A 21344-nucleotide genomic window follows, 5' to 3' on the forward strand; every position below is an offset into this window, starting at 1 on the left:
AAAACATAACGTAACAGTCATTCATCATCATAAAAGGAATACGCCGTGCGCACCTGCTTCAGTCATTTTTTTGCCTCAATGACAGAATGGACAAGATTATTGCTGATTCTTACAGTCTGTCTTCTCTATCCTGCCGTGAATATCGCGGCTGAAAAGCCTTCTGTTCGCAGCCTTCAGCCAGAAATATCCTACTCCACCGCTGGTCAAGGCACCCCTCTGATCCTGGTTCATGCGTTCCCGGCGGACAGCCGTTTATGGGCGCCGCAAATTGACGGCCTGAAATCTTCATTCCGGATCATCACTCCGGATTTGCAAGGATTTGGGCATGGCAAGCCAGCACAGGGGGAAGCCGTCACCATGAGTGAGCATGCGCAGCATATCAAAAAAATCATGGATGAATTGCACATCAAAAAAGCGATCCTGGGCGGCGAGTCCATGGGGGGATATGTTGTATTAGCCTTTTTAAGCCAATATCCCGACCGGGTTGCAGGAATTATACTGTCCAATACCCGCTCCACAGCAGACAGCGCTGACGTCAAGGCGCAACGCGAGGCCGCCGCGCAAGATGTTTTGACTCATGGTACCGAAGCATTCATTAACAGCTTTATGAACAAGGCCTTGTCTGCAAACGCCAGTGAACAGACCCGCTCAACCGCGCGCGCCATTTTTTCCGGACAAACGGCTAACGGCATCGCTTCTGGCCTGCGCGGAATGGCGCTGCGAGGTGACACCACGCATATACTCAGCGAAACATCTGTTCCGGTATTGATCATTACCAGCGATCAAGATAGTGCCATTCCGCCCAGGGAAAGCGAAGACATGCATGCGCGCGCGAAAAACAGCCGGCTAGTGACTCTTTCCAACTCCGGTCATTTAAGCAACCTGGAACAGCCTGGACAATGGAACAAGGCGGTAATGGATTTTTACAGCATTCAAAATAATTAACCGGGAGAGAGGCGGATAGGATTAAGCGTCTGAATACAGATATCATTTTACTTAATTGATTATTTATTATACATTTTTAGCTGAATCTGGCCAAGCTGCCCTCTTGACTTGCTAAGCCATTGAGTTATATTGAAACTATACCCCAAGAAACGGAGGCAGCTAACTGCTGAAAGGATATGTTGATCAAATCACAACTTATCGGCGAACTCAGCAAGCACTTTCCTCACCTTCCGGAAAAAGATATCGCACTGAGTGTTAACCATATCATTGATCATATGAGCAATATACTCAGTCAGGGTGGAAGAATCGAGATTCGCGGATTTGGCAGCTTCAATCTGCATTTTCGTCCTCCGCGTCGCGCGCACAACCCCAAAACCGGGGAAAAGCTTATCACTAACCCCAAATACGCCGTGCACTTCAAACCCGGGAAAGAATTACGCGAAAAGGTCAATGATAATCGTAAGACTCCTATTGAAGCGGTTTCCCAGGCAGACCTGGATGACGAAAGCGACTGATACATTACCCATTTGAATGAATGGCCTGGCCATTACGCGCGCCGTTCAAATTCAGCCTGAATAGTGCAGCCTTTCCCGCCTCATCATGTGATAGGAAGTGTCACGCCTTTTTGACCCTGATATTTCCCGCCTCTGTCTTTATAGGAAGTTTCACATTCTTCATCGGATTGCAGAAACAGTAATTGCGCCACACCTTCATTGGCATAAATCTTGGCAGGAAGCGGTGTGGTATTGGAAAACTCGAGCGTGATATGCCCTTCCCATTCCGGTTCCAGCGGAGTGACATTTACGATAATGCCGCAGCGCGCATAAGTGGATTTACCCAGGCAGATAACTAACACATTGCGAGGAATGCGAAAATATTCCACGCTGCGCGCCAAAGCGAAAGAATTCGGAGGAATGATGCAAACATCTGACGTCACATCCACAAAACTTTCCGGTGCGAAATTCTTGGGATCAACCACCGCGGAATTAATATTGGTGAATATCTTGAATTCATTTGAACAGCGAATATCATAGCCGTAGCTGGATGTTCCGTGGGATACGATTTTACCATTTACTCCCTGTCTGACCTGGCGCGCTTCAAAAGGTGAAATCATGCCATGCTCACTCGCCATGCGGCGTATCCATTTGTCTGATTTGATGCTCATGTGGTCGCACTCCGTTTACTTGGCTTGTTGCACTACGACTCGGGGAAATCTGGACGTATAATCTTTCGCCTGCATGGACAACCGGGCCGCTGTTCTATGTGCAATAGCATAAAACGCTTTAGCATAACGGCTCTCGGGTTCTTGAACAACGGGAGGATGTCCGCTGTCTGTCATTTCGCGTATACGGATATCCAGTGGAATCATCCCCAGCAAGGCCAGGCCATATTCGTCAGCCAGTCTGGCGCCGCCGCCCTGTCCAAAAACCTGTTCGGCATGCCCGCATTGAGGACAATGATAAATACTCATGTTTTCCGCAACGCCTAGAATAGGCACGCCCAGCTTATTAAACATTTCACAGGCACGCCTGACATCCAGCAGCGCCAGATCTTGCGGCGTCGTGACAATCACCGCGCCGCTGACAGGAATTTTCTGGCATAGCGTCAATTGCACATCGCCGGTACCAGGCGGCAAATCCACAATGAGATAATCCAGGTTTTCCCAGACTGTATCATACATTAACTGTTCCAGCGCCTTGCCCAGCATGGGGCCGCGCCAAACCATCGCCGAAGACGCATCGACCAGGTTCCCGATGGAAATAGACTGAATGCCATGCCGCCTAAGCGGATGAATGGCGCGCTCCTTAACCACCGGGCGCTCTCCGGCTGTCCCCAGCATAGCGGGCTGACTGGGGCCGTAAATGTCGGCGTCAAGCATGCCGACCCGGGCCCCTTCGCGCGAAAGCGCGAGAGCAAGATTGATGGCAACCGTCGACTTTCCGACTCCGCCCTTGCCGGAAGCCACCGCCACAATATTCTTGATCTGAGGCAGGCCTTGCATTCCTTGTCTGCCTACATGGGCATCGATTTGCGCGGTCAGATTGATTTCAATCAATTTACCCGGGACAAGCGGCGCGATCCGGTCCGTGAGCCTGGAAATGATTTCCTGTTTGAGGCTGGCATGCGGATAGCCGAAAACCAGTTCAACCGCCACCTTATCCTGTTCAATCACAACACGTTTTACCGCCTTGACAGTGCCCGCGGCACCATCCAGCACAGGATCTTGGTAGCTTGTCAGCCGGTTTTCTATCTCTTTCTGCAACACAACACTCTCCACGGGATTTTGATTTTGCTATACTTTAACACTTTTTGAAAAAAGCTAAAGTAGCTAAGGAAAAATACGATGTCAGGTAAACGTAAAATCTTGGTCACGAATGCGCTGCCCTATGCGAATGGTTCGCTGCACCTCGGGCACATGGTGGGATACATCCAGGCAGACATTTGGGTGCGGCTGCAAAAAATGCTGGGCAATACCTGCCTTTATATTTGCGGCAGCGACTGCCACGGCACGCCCATCATGATACAGGCGGAAAAACTGGGAATCGCGCCGGAAACCCTGATTGAAAACATGCGGCAAGACCATGAAAAGGATTTTGCGGACTTTCATATCGGCTTTGACAATTACTACACCACCCACTCCCAGGAAAACAGACAACTGGTAGAAACCATTTTCAAGCGTCATATGAATGCGGGAAATATTGTCAAACGCACGATCAAACAATTGTATGATCCGGTTAAAAACATGTTCCTGCCAGACCGTTATATCAAGGGTGAATGCCCCAACTGCGGCGCAAAAGACCAGTACGGCGATAACTGCGAAGTTTGTGGAGCCACCTATTTACCCACCGACCTGAAAAATCCGTTTTCAACCCTTTCGGGCGTGCAACCGGTTGAAAAGGAATCGGAACATTATTTTTTCAAACTGCAAAATTACGAAGACTTCCTGAAACAATGGACACGGCGCGGACATTTGCAAGCCCAGGTCACAAACAAACTGGACGAATGGTTTAACGATGGTTTGCGCGAATGGGACATTTCGCGCGACGCCCCGTATTTCGGTTTCGCCATCCCGGGTGAAAAAAACAAATACTTTTATGTCTGGCTGGATGCGCCGGTCGGGTATATGGCAAGCTTTCTTAACCTGTGTGAACGCAATAAAGACCTGCGCTTTGAAGATTTCTGGGGACCTGAAAGCCAGGCTGAACTCTATCATTTCATCGGCAAGGATATCATTTATTTTCATGCACTGTTCTGGCCGGCCATGCTGCATGGCGCTCAATTCCGCACGCCGTCAGCCATTTTTGCCAATGGCTTCCTGACTATAGACGGGCAGAAAATGTCGAAATCGCGCGGCACCTTCATCAAGGCCAGAACTTACCTTCAAAACCTGAATCCCGAATATCTGCGCTATTATTTCGCCGCCAAGCTGAGCGATCGCATAGAAGACCTGGATATTCATTTCGATGACTTTACCCAGCGCATTAACTCGGACCTCGTAGGCAAATTCATTAATATCGCCAGCCGCTGCGCCAGTTTCATCAACAAGCATTTCGGCGGGAAACTGTCAGCCCGCTGCGCAGAACAATTGCTTTATGATGATTTCGCGAACGCCGGTGACAGCATCTCGGAATGCTTTCAAAACATGGAATACAGCCATGCCGTCAGGCAGATCATGGCGCTTGCTGACCGCGCAAACCAGTATGTCGATGAAAAGAAACCCTGGGCGCTGATAAAAGACGCAAACAAACAGCAGGAGGTGCACGACGTCTGCTCCATGGGCATCAATCTTTTCCGCATTCTCATGATCTATTTAAAGCCTGTGCTGCCGCAAACAGCCGGACAGGCGGAAAGTTTTTTAAGAGTGCCGCCATTACAATGGCAAGACAAGAACAAGCCCTTGCTTGATCATCCCATTCACGAATTCCAACCCCTTATCCACCGTATCGATCCCAAACAGATAGAGGCAATGAAAATGGCTGCAAAACAAGATATTGAAAAATCCACCGCTCAAGCATCCGCGCCAACCGTCGAGCCGGTGCAGACAAAAGAAAAGGAATTTATCAGCATTGACGATTTTAACAAAATAGATTTGCGCATCGCTCAAGTCCTGGAAGCCGAATCCGTGGAAGGCGCGGATAAATTATTGCGGCTGAAAGTCGATCTGGGCAGCGAAACCAGGCAGATTTTCGCAGGCATCAAATCTTCTTATCAGCCAGAGCAATTGATTGGCCGACAAGTTGTGATTGTCGCCAATCTGGCGCCGCGCAAAATGCGTTTTGGCCTGTCAGAAGGAATGGTCATTGTCGCTTCAGGTTCCGAAGACGGGAGATTATACATTGTCAGCCCCGAAAATGGCGCACAGCCCGGCATGAAAGTTAAATAGCCATCGATGCGCACATGAGTAAAGTCACGCCGGAACTGCTGGATGCCTTATTACCACAAACTCAATGCGGGTTGTGTGGTTACGGTGGGTGCATGCCCTATGCTGAAGCCATGGTATTTGAAAACGCTCCCGTGAATTTATGCCCGCCCGGGGGTGTCAGCACCTTACGCGCCCTGGGAGCGGCAATGGGTGTGGATACTGAACCCCATGTACCCGAAATGGAGAAAAAAACCAAGCCCCGGCTGCTTGCGGTGATACGTGAAAATGAATGCATAGGCTGCACCAAGTGCATTCAAGCCTGCCCGGTGGACGCCATCCTGGGAAGCGCGAAACAAATGCACACGGTGATCGCCAGTGAGTGCACAGGTTGTGAGCTGTGTATCGCCCCCTGCCCTGTGGACTGCATTGATCTGACTATCCATCCTGAACCCGCGGAGCGCGAGCAAGAAAAACAGGCCGTCGCCAGGCATGCCCGCGCCCGTCATCTGGCACGGCAAAAAAGACTGTCTGTTGAAAAATCCGCGAAAGAGCAGTCACAAAAAAAACTGTCACGCTTGAAAAATCATTCTTATGTCCTGGAAGCCCTTGCCCGAGTCAAGGATAAAAAGAAAACCTGTGCGAAGACATGATTTGAACCCCTGAAAAGCAACCTGCGCTGGATTACCGTATCCCTTCAAGACAGGCGTTTCGCGTCTTCCTGGGATAAGCCCTTCGAGACGGCACTGCGTGCCTCCTCAGGACAGGCCTGAGCTTGTCGAAGGAGCGAACGGATTGAGTGCCTTCCGTTCGTGGTGAGGAGCCGCGTCAGCGGCGTCTCGAACCACATATGGCGCAGCAAGACGTCCGGCAGCTCAGCTTAAGCTCACTGTTGAAGCAGCACAGATTTCGCCAAACGGCGAAAAACCTCCGGCGTTAATTTTTTTTCATCATTACCGCTTGCCTTCAACACCGAATCATACGATTTCCTGCCCAGTTGATTAATGACATTATTAAACTCGGGAGCTGATATTTCCGCTATCCGTTCATTTGGCGGAGGCATGACCGGCACTGGCCGCGCGCGCGAGTGCTGTTCGTGCGCGTATACCATTTGAATCAACAATGGTTCCGCATTTTCCTTGCCTATCAATTCAATGCCTACAGGCAGCCCGCGCAGATAACCAACAGGGAAAGCAATGGAAGGCAGCCCAGAATTGGAGGAAACCGGCGCGCGCCACGTATTGACTGACATCGCGTCATAATTCGCGACGCCTCGTGTTGAAATGGGAATCAACAGCGCATCGAGATGATGTTTGTTCATCATCCGCGTCACATAAGACTTGTTGTTCGCGAATATTTGCTGCGCGCGCCGGATTTGCCTGCCTGTCTGTTTGCTGGTCCTGCTCATGAATGCCAGACAGGATTTGATGGAACCAAAGTTGCGTGTCCGGTCTGATTCACAGATATCACGAAAATTTTTCCGCACGGCAGGAAACGAGGACAGATAGCGATTCACATCCTGTATCTCGCCCGCCTGATTCAAGTCACGATTACTGTTGAACTCCGGCAATTCGACATTAATGAAAACGGCACCCAGGTTTTTCATGCGGGCATAGGTTTTTTGCATGATAGCAGCCACGTTGTCAGGCATATCTCTGAATGTATCCAGTCCCCCAACCCGACGCACAATGCCTATGCGTTTCCCGCGTAACCCATCTGAGTTCAGAAACACCGCGTATGTCTTCACTCGCGGCACTGACAGGGTTTTTTCATCTTGCGGATCAGGGCGCGCGATCACATCCAGGATACGCGCGAGATCTTCCACCGTGCGAGTCATGGGACCGGCCACACCGTCCATCTTTCCCATCGGAAACAAACCTGACTGGCTGATCAGCCCGGTCCCGGGACGCAATCCGATCAAGCCATTATAAACCGCGGGAATTCGCACTGAACCACTATTGTCAGAACCAATGCCCGCCAGCGCAAAGTTGGCGCTCACTGCGGCAGCCGGACCGCCGCTGGAGCCGCCAGGGTTGAGGTCTGCATGATAGGCGTTACCTATGCGCCCATTTCGGCTGCTGATTCCCATCATGCCCCAGGCAAACTCATCCATACCGCCTTTGGCCAAAACAATCGCGCCAGCCTTGCGTAATAACGCCGTGAGATAGGCGTCATTAACAGGCTGGTTTCCCAGCAAGGCGTAAGAACCTGTCGTTGTTGTCGTGTCGTAACTGTCCAGATTGTCTTTCAAGATAACAGGCACACAATGAAGCGATCCGCTCAGACGGCGCGTCTTGACATAATTTTCGTCAAGCGAGCGCGCGTCTTGCAAGGCTGAAGGATTGATTTCGGTGACCGCATTAATAGGCGCTGAATCAACCATGCTTAAATCAAAGCGTTTGATTCTTTCGATGTAGGCTGAAACCAGTTGCTCACAAGTGATTTCATGATTTTTTATCGCGGCGTGCACGCGTGAAATTGTTGTTTCTTCCAGCTGGAAGGCATACAGATCCGCGTGAAAACACAGAAAAAAAAATAAGATCAAATTGCGCTTGATTGACATGCCGGCATCCGGGCTGCGAGTGTTGGTCAGTTAATCATAACAGGACGTTTGATCAACAACCAGGACTGGGAAGCCGCCATACCTTGGATCATTATTTGCTGCCGGATGATTTCACAGACGTCCACGTGGGGTTGTTCCATGGCCCTGTCACCGAATAATAATTCGTGGTGGCGCTGGATACCTGTGAGCCGATCACGGTATTCACCGCGAGCGCGCCCAGGCCTATCAGAGGATTTCCCGTAAGCAGTGTCGCCGCGACCGGGATACTGGATGTCACATGCGCGGTAACGCTTAGGATGAAATTATAATCCTTGTTCTTCAGCCCGATACGGCCGTTGATGCCGACACGCGCGACCGGCCCTTCGAAGCGCAGGTTTTTTGTATAGATATCTCCATTCTGCACGTTAAAATCTCCGCGCACTGAATCAAAGCTGTATCCCTTCTGAAAAACATCGCTGAAATCCAGTGCGAGCCGTCTCGGAATCGTCTGCAAACTGAAAATGCTCAACATACGCCCCAAATCCATTTTGGCGCTATTTTCCTGTCCGACATCCACAATCCTCCCCGGGCCAAGCACCAGTGACGCGCGCCCGTTCATGCTGGATAATGACGGTGCATAGGGAGCATCATTCCACGTCAGATCAAAATTCAGACTGCCGTTGCTGGAGATGAAATTCGTGACATCCATGCCGAAACTGCTGAGGAGTTCACTGACACGCGCGGAGGTGGCACCGCCTTGCAAATGGGTGACATATCTCTTGTCGCCTTGTGTCCAGTTCCCGTTCGCGTGCAGATCAATACGCGGCGAGACAATACGCAGCGTTTGGATATTCAAGCCTTTGGCGCCGGGCACCGCCTTAAACGTCACCTGGCCAAGCGGCATATCATTATATCTCAAGTCATTCACCGCCAATGAAATGCCCGGAACCGTTTTCAGGTCCATCAGCATTTCAGAAACGCCCGCACCCGTTGCAGCATGCAGATCAACTTTCTGCAGCTGAGCGGATATGACACCTTTTCTATCAAAATTCGCAGGCACTTTGATCTGTCCCTTGATTTCGGGACTGTCAAGAACCACATCCCAACCGTTTTGTGAAGGCGAGGCTTGCAGCCTGAGACTGGTTAGGGTCTGTCCGCCCAGGGTCAGCTGATCCGCCAGAATATCAATTGCCTTCAGGGAGACTCCTGACATGGGCTTGCCCGAATATTGATTCATGTAAGTCTTGATCCTGCCCCAATCCAGCTGCTTGAATTGTCCGGTAATATAAATTCCCGCCGTCTGCGGCCAATCCGCGGCTCCGCTGCCAAAGCGCAAATTCGCACCGACGAGACTGAATTGATCCTGCTTGCGCGCCAATATCACCGCCGCGTTCAGCTTATCTCCGTAACCGGCTTTCACGCGCATGGGTTGATCATTTTGAATGATAATATCCGCTGAAAAATCACGTTCTTCCTGGGCTTTCTTCCCGTATGGCTCCACCAGGTTCACGCTTACGCCGGAGAGATTCGAGCGCAAATGAATTTCCAGGGGCTCTGTCAGCGACAGATCCACCGCTCCTTTGACCACCGCTGATCCGCGCACCACCTTAGAAAAGGGAAGTTTCAACCACTTTTCCAAATCGGAAACATCAAGCTTGTTGACAAAGGAAGCCTCAATCACTGAAATGGTTTTGGTTTTTTGCCTGGTCGTTAGATCAAACTGAAAAGGCTTGTTAAATAAAATGGCGCTCAGACCTTTTGCTTCAGTAGTGTCTTCGGTAAACCGGACTTGCCCGCTTAAACCCTCGAGTTTCAGGTTCCACGGCACCAGGTCCATGATTCCCCGACTGATCGCGAGATCCCCCTGGACCGCCGTCTTATCCGGATCCTTGAGAGGCACGCTCAAGCCCAGCTTTAATTCAATCGGTCCGCGCAGTTCCACATCCGCGAACATCTTGCCCAGTTTTTTCTCCAGAGGGCTCGCGTGAATATACCGCAGCCCCTGCGAAAAATCCGTCTGAATCAATCCGGTTTTGACTTGCAGAACCTGAGGCTTCTCATCGCCCACATAAGGAATTTCTCCATGCACATTTTCAACTTCTATGCCCAGCGTTTCCGCGCGCTCGACATCAATCTTGATCTGACGGCCGATGAACCTCACCATGCCCTTGATATGACGCAGCAGCGGCCAATCGGGCGCAAAGCGAAAATCTACGTTATTCACCGCGCCGGAAATACTGAATTCGCCCTGTTGATTATCAAACGGAAAGTCCGACAATTTTCCGCGTAATACAGCCTGGCCTGATGTCACTTCACCAGACAGAAAAGCATTGCGCATCCACTCATTTAAATCGCGATCAAATACTCGCATGGGCAAATAGCGGGTGATATTTGCCGCTTTTTGCATGGTAAAGTTTGCGCGCACATCAGCGGCTGGCGCCATATCGGACGAGAGTGACAAGCTGCCGCTGACATTCGCCGCGATATCATCATTCAATATCTGCAGCGAGGAGATATTCAGCGACCAGAGATTATCCGGGGCATGCGTGAGCTGCATTTCACCTGACAATTGATCTATATAAATATCATTCGCAAAAAGCGATTGATATTGCAGCACCGACCGCGTACTGTTCAAACTCAGTTTGCCCAGCGAACCATCCCATTGCATGCTGCCGGTAAGATTGGTCATGCCGGGATAATCTTGCCAGGGTGCAAATCCCAAGCCCACGAAATTGGAACGGAGAGTGATATGGCTCATGTCGTTCAAGGGGCCGGAAAATGTCATCGCGGTATTTTGCAGGCTGCCGGTCATTTTCAAATTGGACAGCATTTTTTTCGTAGCTTCTGGCAGAATAGCTGGCGATGAATTCAGAAAAGACCGCACATCAGCCAAATCAACATAACCCAGTTCAGCAGTTGACGGGATTAGCGCACCCGAAGCATCAGGAGCCAGCGCGACATAAAAACTGGTCGCCGGCCAGAAATGCCCCGGCAAATCCACTAATATGTCATTTCCCGCGAAGACCTGGCCATTGCCTTGCCGCTTCCATCCCACGTTTCCACTCAGGCGATTGATCTTGTGTGTGGAATTATCAGATTTCGCGAATAATCCCAGTCCAAAAGACTGAAAGGTACTCTGTATGCTTTGAAGCGTGCCCTGGTCCCAGGATGCCCACACTTTGGCACTGACAATCCCATCGTTGATCTGCCAGTCCTTCCAGGTGTAATCCTTGACCCATTGAGGAAGCGACAACCCGGACACATAAACATAGGCACGCGCGTTTGCCTGGTCCAGCGCCGCCGGCTTTCCTGTCCATTCAATCGCGCCGTTCACTTCGGTAGGCAGGTCCTGGTGCAATACCGCCCGACCCTGTATCTGGTGAAGGTCATCCACATTTTCAACATTCAAGTCATAAAGCGTGACAAATCTCTTCTGGCCGTTTTTACCATTAAAATGCAAATCAATATCGCGGAGAATCATATGGGGTTCTTGAGAAAGCCAGGCAAACGCCTCCTTCAGTCCAGTCTTGCTGTTATCATCCTGCTGGCTGAACTTGAGACCGGAAAATTCCTGTACGGTCAACTCGCCATCAGGCGATTCATTGATAGTCAGTTCCGCGCCGGTGACCATGATGCCGCTGGTCTCCAGTTTGCGCTCCCAAAGACTTTTGGGTATGGAAAAAAGTATGCTGATGCGCTTGACCTGCAACAGGGGTTTTTGTGTTTCCTTGTCAAGCAGCGTGACTTTATTCAACCTGATCACTGGTTGATAGTGGTACCAGGAAACTCTCACATTCTTGATGGTCACCGGCGTCTGCATCAGTTTGCTCGCCAGCGCTTCGAAATCAGCACGGTGCTCATCCAGAATCGGCGTCAAAAAGCGGACTAGACAGACAAAAACCGCGGCAATAATGATCAATCCCGCAATGACATAGCCCGTCTTTTTCAACAATGACTTTATCCACGCTTTCACAGCGGTCCTCACGAGGTGTGAATCATGCAAGTTTAAACCATCTGCGGCAATCGCGCATGACCACAAACAGCCAAGGCCAGAGCAGCATACTAGTCACAGCGGACAGCCAGTATAAATGACTGCCGGGCAATTGCCCGATGAAACCCTGTATGCAGTATAGAATAAACAGATAGATCAAGACAAAGACAAGGATGCTGATGCCTTGCTGAAGCATGGGATACATGCGCAAGCGTATATGCATCTTGGAAACAAAATAGATCACGATGGTGAAAGCCAGCGCGTGTTCACCCAGCAAGGTGCCATTCATCAAATCCACGACCAGCCCCGTGAACCAGGCAATGCCCACACTGACCTGGTAAGGTGTCATCATGGCCCAGTAAATCAGCACCATTAGCACCCATGCCGGGCGCAGCCATACCGTCCAGTCCGGCATAGGCAGCAACGCCAGAATGAGCGCGATCACCAATGTGGTCAAAATGGCAAAAAAACTATGCATTTCGCTGGTTCCAAATTAATAATACTTGCCTGCTGCTATTAAGGTGCGCGCTGGGTTGAATATAGACTTCTGCGAATTGGCGCGCCGGATCTTTATTGACAGAAATGACTTTCCCTACCGGATAACCCTCGGGATAACGATCGCCCAGCCCTGATGACAGAAAAATATCATTCACTTTAATATCTGCGGTATTCGGAACGTACATCAGCTTCAGCTTGCCTGAATAACTGTCACCTACTGCAACTGCCCGCATTCCTGTGCGCACATTTTGAACAGCCACACCGCTGCGCGGGTCATTAACCAGCAAAACCCTGCTGGTAATAGGCCCGGCCTGGATCACTTGCCCCATGATGCCTGTCGCATCGAGTACCGGCTGGCCCACGTACACGCCATCACGTGTTCCTTTATTGAGCACCACCTGATTGACAAAAGGTTCAAAATCTACCGCCAGCAGTTCGGCAATCAGTGTCTTGCCCTTTACTTGCTTGGAGGATTGAAACAAGGCCTTCAAATAGTTATTTTCAGATTCCACCGCGATGAGGCGCTGCAATTGGGAACGCAGCAGTAATTGCTCCGCCTTCAGGCTAAGGTTTTCGTTGACCAGATCATCATGTGTGCTGATAACGCTTTTGACCGTATCAATAAAATTCGTCGGCCAGCTTACTATGTATTGCAAAGGCGCAAGCGGCAATGATAAAGCTGCCCGGATAGATGCGAAGGCTTCCAGCCGCTTATCCATCACCATCAGGGCGACAGACAGGAATACCAGAAGAATGGCACGTAACCCAGGCTGTGATTCGCGATGAAATATGGAGCGGATAGTTCTGCCCTCTCTATTCCTTCAACAGAAAATCGACACCCGATGTCTGAATCATTTCCAATGCCTTGCCGCCTCCGCGCGCAACGCAGGTAAGCGGTTCATCAGCGATAATGACTGGCAATCCGGTTTCTTCCATGAACAATCGGTCAATATTTCTTAGCAGGGCGCCTCCGCCGGTCAAGACCATGCCGCGCTCCGCGATATCAGCAGCCAGTTCGGGCGGAGCCTGTTCCAAGGCTGCTCTGACAGCTCCCAGAATTCCGGACAGGGGTTCCTGCAAGGCTTCCAGGACTTCATTGCTGGTAATGGTAAAACTGCGTGGTATGCCTTCGGCGAGATTGCGGCCGCGCACCTCCATTTGCAGCATCTGGTTGGCGGGGTAAGCCAGCCCGATTTCATGTTTGATGCGTTCTGCGGTGGATTCGCCTATCAGAATGCCGTAATTGCGGCGTACATAACTCACAATCGACTCATCGAACCGGTCGCCGCCTATGCGCACTGAAGCGGAGTAAACGATACCGTTTAATGAAATAATGGCCACTTCCGTCGTGCCGCCGCCAATGTCCACCACCATGGATCCCCGGGCTTCTTCAACCGGCATGCCGGCGCCCATGGCTGCCGCCATAGGCTCTTCCAGCAGAAAGACTTCGCGGGCGCCCGCGCTGATCGCGGATTCCTTGATGGCACGGCGCTCCACCTGGGTAGAACCGCAAGGCACCGATACCAGAACGCGGGGGCTGGGACGCAGAAAGCGGTTTTCATGCACTTTATGAATAAAATGCTGCAACATCTTCTCCGTTACATAAAAATCCGCGATCACCCCATCCTTCATGGGACGGATTGCGCTGATATTTCCGGGCGTGCGGCCCAGCATGAGCTTGGCTTCGCTGCCCACCGCCACGACGTGTTTTTGGCCGGTATCATTGCCTTGGCGAATAGCCACAACGGAAGGTTCGTTCAAAATAATGCCCTTTCCCCGGACATAGATTAGAGTATTCGCGGTTCCCAAATCGATGGATAAATCATTGGAGAACATTCCACGCAGCTTTTTAAACATAAAAAAAAACTTCCTTCTCGATGAGATTTTCAAATCAGTATTAACTCTGCATTCTAATCAATTTGAATCTAAGAAGCCATGCAAAAGTAACTCTCTTCTTCGCCATCCGGAAAAAATCCGCATCCTGCCCGCCATTATTTGTCTATCCCTACGGTTCTATTCCTACCGGACATGCATTATAATGCGTGTCCCTTCGATAGACAGGTTACTGAATGAGGAGCTTCGCCCATGTCTCTTACTCCGGAAGAGGTGAAAAAAATTGCTCATCTCGCACGCTTGAATTTATCTGACAACGATATTGATCTCTACACGCCCCAGTTATCTTCAATCCTGCACTTTATTGAACAACTCAACCAAGCAGACACGTCCCGCGTCGACCCGCTCGCGCACCCTCTGGACCTGTCCCAGCGTCTGCGGCCCGATGCCGTCACAGAAATCAACTTGCGCGACAAATATCAGCGTATCGCGCCACAAGTCGAAGCCGGACTTTATCTCGTACCAAAAGTTATCGAAGAGGCATGACCCTAATGCATCATAAGACCATTACTGAACTCTCCCGCGAACTGGATGCAAAAAAAATCTCCAGCGTAGAATTAACACAACTTTTCATGGATAGAATTCACCGCCTGGACAAGCAGCTAAACAGCTTTGTCACCATTACTGAAGAACATGCCCTGCAGGCCGCCAGGAAGGCTGACGATTTGCGTGCGCAAGGCAAAGCGGGCCCTCTCACCGGCATACCCATCGCTCATAAAGATATATTTTGCACGGACGGCATCAAAACCAGCTGCGGCTCCAAAATGCTGGATAATTTCATTTCTCCCTATGACGCTACCGTCGTGAGGAACCTGAAAAATGCTGGAACAGTCATGCTGGGAAAGACCAATATGGATGAATTCGCCATGGGATCTTCCAATGAAACCAGTTATTACGGTCCGGTCAGGAATCCCTGGAACCTGGACTATGTTCCCGGCGGATCTTCGGGCGGTTCATCCGCCGCTGTCGCGGCAGGCCTCGCGCCGGGCGCGACCGGCACGGACACCGGCGGATCCATACGCCAGCCTGCCGCGTTATGCGGCATCACCGGCATCAAACCCACCTACGGCCGGGTTTCACGCTACGGCATGATTGCGTTCGCTTCCAGCCTTGACCAGGGCGGCCCGCTTGCGAAAACGGTTGAAGATTGCGCACACCTGCTTAATGCCATGTCCGGTTTTGATGAGCGCGATTCAACCAGTGTCGACCAGCCGGTTCCCGATTACACAGCATCGCTCAATGATTCCATTAAAGGCGTACGCATAGGCTTGCCAAAAGAATATTTTAGCGCAGGGCTAAGCCAGGATGTTGCCGCTGTCATCCAGGAAGCCATACGCGAGTATGAAAAACTGGGCGCGGTCATAGAAGAAATCAGTTTGCCCAATACAGCGCTGTCTGTCGCCGCTTATTATGTCATCGCCCCCGCAGAATGCTCATCCAATCTCGCGCGCTACGATGGCGTACGTTACGGTTATCGCTGCGAGAATCCCGCCGATCTGCAGGATTTGTACAAACGTTCACGCAGCGAGGGATTCGGCAGCGAAGTCAAGCGCCGCATCATGATCGGCACTTATGTGCTTTCTGCGGGTTATTACGATGCGTATTATCTGAAGGCGCAAAAAGTCCGCCGTCTGATTCGCGATGACTTTGTACAAGCATTCAAAAAAGTGGATGTGATTCTTTCACCCACCGCGCCCACACCGGCATTCAGACTAGGCGAAAAAACCAGTGATCCCATCAGCATGTATCTTTCGGATATCTACACCATCGCCATCAATCTCGCCGGCCTGCCCGGCATTTCCGTCCCTGCCGGTTTCGTCAACCGGCTGCCAATAGGCATGCAGTTAATCGGCAACCTGTTTGGCGAAGCCAGACTGCTCAACATTGCACATCAATATCAAAAAGCCACCGACTGGCACAAACGAATTCCGGAGGGTTTTTAAATGGAGTGGGAAATAGTCATAGGCCTAGAAATTCATGCCCAACTGGCCACCAAAAGTAAAATCTTTTCTGCCGCCGCCACCCAGTTTGGCGCCGAACCTAACTCACAGGCCTGCGCCATTGACCTGGGGCTGCCGGGTGTACTACCCGTCCTGAACAAGGAAGCGGTACAAATGGCCATTAAATTCGGCTTGGGCGCCAATGCGGAAATTGCCCGCAAATCTGTTTTCGCGCGCAAAAATTATTTTTATCCCGACCTGCCCAAGGGCTACCAGATCAGCCAGTATGAATTACCCGTGGTGGGCAAAGGACATGTCGATATTCTGTTGGAAGACGGCACCAGCAAGCGTATCCAGATTACCCGCGCGCATCTTGAAGAAGACGCAGGCAAATCGCTGCATGAAGATTTTCACGGTTTGAGCGGCATAGACCTGAACCGCGCGGGCACTCCGCTGCTGGAAATTGTCTCCGAGCCGGATATGCGTTCCGCCAAGGAAGCTGTCGCATATCTCAAGACCATACACTCGCTGGTCCGCTACCTGGAAATTTGCGACGGCAACATGCAGGAAGGTTCGTTCCGCTGTGATGCGAATGTCTCTGTACGTCCAAAAGGCGAATCAAAATTTGGCACCCGCACCGAGCTGAAAAACATCAACTCATTCCGTTTCGTGGAACGCGCGATCAATTATGAAGTCGAAAGACAGATCAATGTCATCGAAAGCGGCGGCAAGATAGTGCAGGAAACCCGCCTTTATGACCCCAACAAAAATGAAACGCGCTCCATGCGCAGCAAGGAAGAAGCCAATGATTACCGCTATTTTCCCGACCCGGATCTGCTGCCCCTGGTCATTACAGATGAATTGATCGAACAAGTCCGCCGTGAACTGCCGGAGCTGCCTCAGCAAAAGCGCGAACGATTCATCAGTCAGTATGGATTAAGCGCATACGATGCCGGCATTCTGGTCAGCAGCAAGGACATGGCACAGTTTTATGAAGAAGTCGTCAGGGAATCCGGCAACCAACCCAAACTGGCCGCCAACTGGATCATCAGCGAGCTGCTGGGATCACTGAACAAGGCCGGACTGGACATCAGCGAAAGTCCGGTCTCCTCTGCGCAGTTAGGCAAACTGATTTCGCGCATCGCGGATGACACCATCTCGGGCAAAATCGCGAAGACGATATTTGAAGCCCTCTGGAACAAGGAAGGCGAGGTGGATGTCATCATAGAAAAACGCGGCCTCAAACAAGTCACTGACACAGGCGCGATTGAAAAACTGATAGATGAAATTCTCGCCGCCAACCCCCAGCAAGTTGCTGATTACCGCTCCGGCAAGGATAAATTGTTCGGCTTTTTCATAGGTCAGGCCATGAAAGCGTCCGGCGGCAAACTGAACCCCGCACAATTGAATGAACTGCTGAAAAAGAAGCTGCAGGGGTAACCGGCTCCAGCCTTCAAGCACCCGGTCTGCGCGCCGGGTGCCGGCTTGAGAAAGCGCGCGTCTGAAGCCATGCCCTACGCCACGCGGCAACGCCGCAAGCAGCCGCCAGCCATTTAAATTGATGCAAAATTCACCTATACTTCACCCCAATTCATGCAAATTACATTACAATAACCTCATGACTTCACACCCGGAATTGCGCCTGAAAGGCTTTACCTTTAGCGAGCTGCTGCGCTCGGAGGGGTTAAACCGCCTTGATGATGAGTTTTTATCGTTTTTGGGAACTCGCAACCCCGCGCTGCAAGAGCAGATGCTTGCATACCGCCGCGGCACCGGAACGTTCACCACCCTGGAAATCAGTGAATTATTAATCCATTGCGCCCGGATACTGGAGGACTTTCTTGCCGATTTGTTTCAAATCCAGGAAGCGGCCGCAATCAGCCGGGTCAGGACTACTTCGTTTAATCCTGTTTCCACCTTCAAAAAATATTTTGTTTTACGCCGCGCCAAAAAAGATGCCGGCAAAGCAGACTCTTTCCCATCCTTTTCTGAACTCCAGGCGTGGCTGACGGCGCAATTAAAAACAGCCCCGCTGCAGACAGACGACCGGGAAATGGCGGTTTCCCTGCTGGGCACACAATACCTCAATGCTCCCGACACACATGCGGAAGACATAGAAAAGCTTGTCCAGTGGTGCGTACGCGCGCTCACCACGCCGGAAGGGCAGACTGAAACCGCCGGATGGCCCAGCTTTAATATTCCTGAGCGCATAGATTTCATGAACCTCGTGCACACCCGGCCCGCCGCCCAGGACAAATGGGGACGCGTTGCTGCGCCCGATTCGGAATTAAGACTGCGTGATGGTTTCAAGCTTACCGATCAGCGCATGAGCGCGCGTGAAGTACAGGATGAAGTTAATTATTGCATTTATTGTCATGACCATGACGGTGATTTTTGCTCCAAGGGCTTCCCGGTAAAAAAAGGCGATCCGGCGCAAGGTTTCAAGAAAAACGCGCTGAATGTGACACTGACTGGCTGCCCGCTGGAAGAAAAAATATCTGAAATGCATTTTCTCAAAAAAGAGGGGTATACCCTTGCCGCGCTCGCCATGGTCATGGTTGATAACCCCATGTGTCCGGCAACAGGCCACCGAATATGCAATGAATGCATGAAAGCCTGTATTTACCAGAAACAAGACCCTGTCAATATTCCGCAGATTGAAACACGGGTCTTGACCGATGTGCTGGATTTGCCATGGGGCGTTGAAATCTATGACTTGCTGACCCGGTGGAACCCTCTGCGACAGCATCAATGGGTCATGAAACCCTATAACGGTCTCAAGATCATGATCGCAGGAATGGGCCCGGCCGGTTTTACTCTCGCGCATCATTTATTGCTGGAAGGATTTGCAGTCGTCGGGTTTGACGGACTCAAGATTGAACCCCTGCCAGAGCGGCTCATTCATCACCCCGTTTATCGATTCGCGGATCTCATGGAATCTTTGGATCAACGCCTGATGGCTGGTTTCGGCGGAGTCGCGGAATATGGTATCACGGTACGCTGGGATAAAAACTTCCTGAAACTGATTTATCTCAGTCTCATGCGCCGCCCTCATTTTCAAGTGTTTGGCGGTGTGCGCTTCGGCGGCACCCTCACCATTGAAGATGCGTGGGACCTGGGTTTCGATCATTTTGTCGTCGCCGTGGGTGCCGGCCTGCCCAAAGCCTTGCCCATACCCGGCAGTCTCGCGCCCGGGATGCGCCAGGCTAATGATTTCCTCATGGCGCTGCAGCTGGGAAACGCAGCAAAATCCAGCAGCCTGACCAGCTTGCAAATCCGCTTGCCCGCCGTGGTCATTGGCGGCGGCCTGACCGGCGTTGATACGGCGACCGAGCTGCAGGCTTATTACATCAGCCAGGTGGAAAAAATCCAGATGCGCTATGAGATTCTCGCCGCTGAATACGGCGAAGAATTTATCCATCAACAGATGGATGCCGCTTCCCGTGAAATTCTCGCCGAATACATCCGTCATGGCGAAGCTGTGCGCAAGGAACGCGAACGCGCCAGGACAAGAGGAGAACAACCCGATTTTATCAAACTTGCGCGCGAATGGGGCGGCGTCACCATCGCCTATCGGCGCTCCATGCAGGAATCTCCCGCTTACATCAATAACCACGAAGAATTGCAAAAAGCACTGGAAGAAGGAATTTATTACCTGGAAGGCATGGAACCCGCCGCGGTGGACCTGAATGAATACGGGCATGCGGAAACCCTGATATGCCATAAGCGCATACGCAACCAGAATCATGAATGGGTTACCACGACAGAAGAAATCCGGCTGCCCGCGCGCTCGATTCTGGTCGCGACGGGCACCCAGCCTAATACCGCGTATGAATTTGAACACCGCGGAACTTTTAACCGCCTGAATCTGCAATATCAACACTATGAAGATATTGATGACGAGCTTAATGTGGCGCATGGCGTGGAACATTGTAAAGACGCACAGTTCGGGCCTTTCACTTCTTATCACAAGCATGACCGGCGCGTGAGCCTGATAGGCGATACCCATCCTGTTTTTCATGGCAGCGTCGTGAAAGCTATCGCCTCCGGATTGCGCACTTATCCCAAAATAGTCGCCAGCCTGCAGCACAAATTACTTCATCCGGGAAGTGAAGAGGAATATCAGGAATTCGCAGCGCGCATGAATTATCTTTTCAGCGCGCATGTCAAAAACATTGTACGCAAGACCAGGCATCATATTGAGCTGACCGTTCAGGCGCCTCTCGCCGCGAAACATTTCAAACCAGGCCAATTTTACCGGCTGCAAAACCTGGAAACGCTGGCACCGCGCATAGACCACACCTTGCTGCAAATGGAACCTCTGGCATTGGTGGCCGCGGAATGCAGCCGCAGTGACGGCTGCCTGACGTTTATCGTGGCGGAAACTTCCGCCACTGCGAAATTATGCGCCGCGCTCAAACCCGGCGAACCAGTCTCCCTCATGGGACCTACCGGCGTGCGCACCAAAATCCCTTCAGAACACGAGACCGTGCTGATTATAGGCAACGCTTCCAGTTATGCTTTTGTGCGCAGTTATGGCGCCGAAATGCGCGCCGCAGGCAATCATGTCATTTATGTCAGCCTGTTCAATCATCCCGATGAAGTGTTTTGCCAGCCCGAGCTGGAAAATGCCGCAGACAGGATTCTCTGGCTGTCAACCAACAGTCACGCGCTGCCCGCGCCGCGGCCGTCCGATCTCTGCATGATCAACAGTCCGCTCATTCCCGCGCTCAAGGAACAGGCTCATACTCTTTTGCTCGGGGATGTTGACAGAATATTTCTGATCGGAAACACGGATTTGCTGCGCACCTTCCAGGCAGCCCGAAAGCCGGAATTGAAAAGCTATTTGCACAAGGATCCCAAAGTATTCGCTTCTGTCTACGGGAACATGCAATGCATGCTAAAAGGCGTTTGCGCTCAATGTCTGCAATGGCAGATAGACCCGGAAACCGGCCAGCGCACCAAAGCCGTCTTTGCCTGCTCGTGGCAAGACCAGCCTCTGGAAATTATTGACATCGACCACATAGACGCGCGGTCGCTGCAAAACCGCCTGCTGGATCAACTCAGTAATTTATGGGTGGAACACATCTTCAAGAAATATGATATCGCCAGAATCTAGAAGAGTAGCGGCACGCCGTGCCGCGTCTAGAACCACCTGCCTCTGCTGTCTTTACC

Annotated in this window: 15 protein-coding genes; 8 read left to right on the forward strand and 7 right to left on the reverse strand. The window is 51.3% G+C overall.

All coding sequences use genetic code 11. The features are described from left to right. Nucleotides 1-45: 45 nt before the first annotated feature. Both AQULUS_RS07380 and AQULUS_RS07385 read left to right on the forward strand, forming a co-directional pair. The gene (locus AQULUS_RS07380; protein ID WP_148339430.1) at nt 46-945 is read left to right on the forward strand and encodes an alpha/beta fold hydrolase; all 900 of its coding nucleotides are present in this window, start codon (nt 46-48) and stop codon (nt 943-945) included. 179 nt (nt 946-1124) lie between these two features. After that, nucleotides 1125-1460: an integration host factor subunit beta gene (locus tag AQULUS_RS07385; protein ID WP_148340311.1), complete on the forward strand. Its 336-nt coding sequence runs from the start codon at nt 1125-1127 to the stop codon at nt 1458-1460. An 83-nt stretch (nt 1461-1543) separates the two neighbouring features. Here the strand turns inward: AQULUS_RS07385 and dcd are convergent, their stop codons facing one another. Together dcd and apbC are read right to left on the reverse strand one after the other, a co-directional pair. Next, entirely contained in the window at nt 1544-2110 is a 567-nt protein-coding gene (gene dcd / locus AQULUS_RS07390) for a dCTP deaminase (protein WP_148339431.1), read from the reverse strand. A 15-nt stretch (nt 2111-2125) separates the two neighbouring features. Further along, the gene (gene apbC, locus AQULUS_RS07395) at nt 2126-3211 is read right to left on the reverse strand and encodes an iron-sulfur cluster carrier protein ApbC (protein WP_197737303.1); all 1086 of its coding nucleotides are present in this window, start codon (nt 3209-3211) and stop codon (nt 2126-2128) included. Between the two features lie 78 nt (nt 3212-3289). Here apbC and metG point away from each other — a divergent pair, with 78 nt between their 5' ends. Next, nucleotides 3290-5329, forward strand: a complete 2040-nt coding sequence (gene metG, locus AQULUS_RS07400; RefSeq protein ID WP_148339433.1) for a methionine--tRNA ligase — start codon at nt 3290-3292, stop codon at nt 5327-5329. A gap of 14 nt (nt 5330-5343) precedes the next feature. Beyond that, nucleotides 5344-5958 (forward strand): RnfABCDGE type electron transport complex subunit B, encoded by a 615-nt coding sequence (locus AQULUS_RS07405; protein WP_148339434.1) that lies wholly within the window; start codon nt 5344-5346, stop codon nt 5956-5958. A 233-nt stretch (nt 5959-6191) separates the two neighbouring features. On the opposite strand, the gene AQULUS_RS07410 is transcribed toward AQULUS_RS07405, so the two are convergent. The 5 genes from AQULUS_RS07410 to AQULUS_RS07430 form a co-directional block, all read right to left on the reverse strand. Next, nucleotides 6192-7868, reverse strand: coding sequence for an amidase family protein (locus tag AQULUS_RS07410; protein WP_148339435.1), 1677 nt, complete (start codon nt 7866-7868; stop codon nt 6192-6194). A 91-nt stretch (nt 7869-7959) separates the two neighbouring features. After that, nucleotides 7960-11820 carry a YhdP family protein gene (locus AQULUS_RS07415; protein ID WP_172622777.1) on the reverse strand — a complete coding sequence of 1287 codons (3861 nt, stop codon included), beginning with the start codon at nt 11818-11820 and terminating at the stop codon, nt 7960-7962. 22 nt (nt 11821-11842) lie between these two features. After that, nucleotides 11843-12316 carry a rod shape-determining protein MreD gene (gene mreD, locus AQULUS_RS07420; RefSeq protein ID WP_148339437.1) on the reverse strand — a complete coding sequence of 158 codons (474 nt, stop codon included), beginning with the start codon at nt 12314-12316 and terminating at the stop codon, nt 11843-11845. Beyond that, the gene (gene mreC, locus AQULUS_RS07425) at nt 12309-13136 is read right to left on the reverse strand and encodes a rod shape-determining protein MreC (RefSeq protein ID WP_148339438.1); all 828 of its coding nucleotides are present in this window, start codon (nt 13134-13136) and stop codon (nt 12309-12311) included. Before mreC ends, mreD begins: the two co-directional genes overlap by 8 nt. Before the next feature lie 13 nt (nt 13137-13149). Beyond that, the gene (locus AQULUS_RS07430; RefSeq protein WP_148339439.1) at nt 13150-14193 is read right to left on the reverse strand and encodes a rod shape-determining protein; all 1044 of its coding nucleotides are present in this window, start codon (nt 14191-14193) and stop codon (nt 13150-13152) included. Between the two features lie 228 nt (nt 14194-14421). On the opposite strand from AQULUS_RS07430, the gene gatC reads away from it, so the two are divergent. The 4 genes from gatC (at nt 14422) to AQULUS_RS07450 (ending at nt 21288) form a co-directional block, all read left to right on the forward strand. Next, the gene (gene gatC, locus AQULUS_RS07435; RefSeq protein WP_148339440.1) at nt 14422-14715 is read left to right on the forward strand and encodes an Asp-tRNA(Asn)/Glu-tRNA(Gln) amidotransferase subunit GatC; all 294 of its coding nucleotides are present in this window, start codon (nt 14422-14424) and stop codon (nt 14713-14715) included. Nucleotides 14716-14720: 5 nt separating this feature from the next. After that, a complete protein-coding gene (gene gatA / locus AQULUS_RS07440) occupies nt 14721-16172 on the forward strand; it encodes an Asp-tRNA(Asn)/Glu-tRNA(Gln) amidotransferase subunit GatA (RefSeq protein ID WP_148339441.1) in 1452 nt (483 codons plus the stop codon). Further along, entirely contained in the window at nt 16173-17609 is a 1437-nt protein-coding gene (gene gatB / locus AQULUS_RS07445) for an Asp-tRNA(Asn)/Glu-tRNA(Gln) amidotransferase subunit GatB (RefSeq protein WP_148339442.1), read from the forward strand. It abuts the gene before it with no gap. Between the two features lie 178 nt (nt 17610-17787). Further along, nucleotides 17788-21288 carry an FAD-dependent oxidoreductase gene (locus AQULUS_RS07450; protein WP_148339443.1) on the forward strand — a complete coding sequence of 1167 codons (3501 nt, stop codon included), beginning with the start codon at nt 17788-17790 and terminating at the stop codon, nt 21286-21288. Nucleotides 21289-21344 lie beyond the last annotated feature (56 nt).

Source organism: Aquicella siphonis, assembly GCF_902459485.1.
Classification (GTDB): Bacteria; Pseudomonadota; Gammaproteobacteria; order DSM-16500; family DSM-16500; genus Aquicella; species Aquicella siphonis.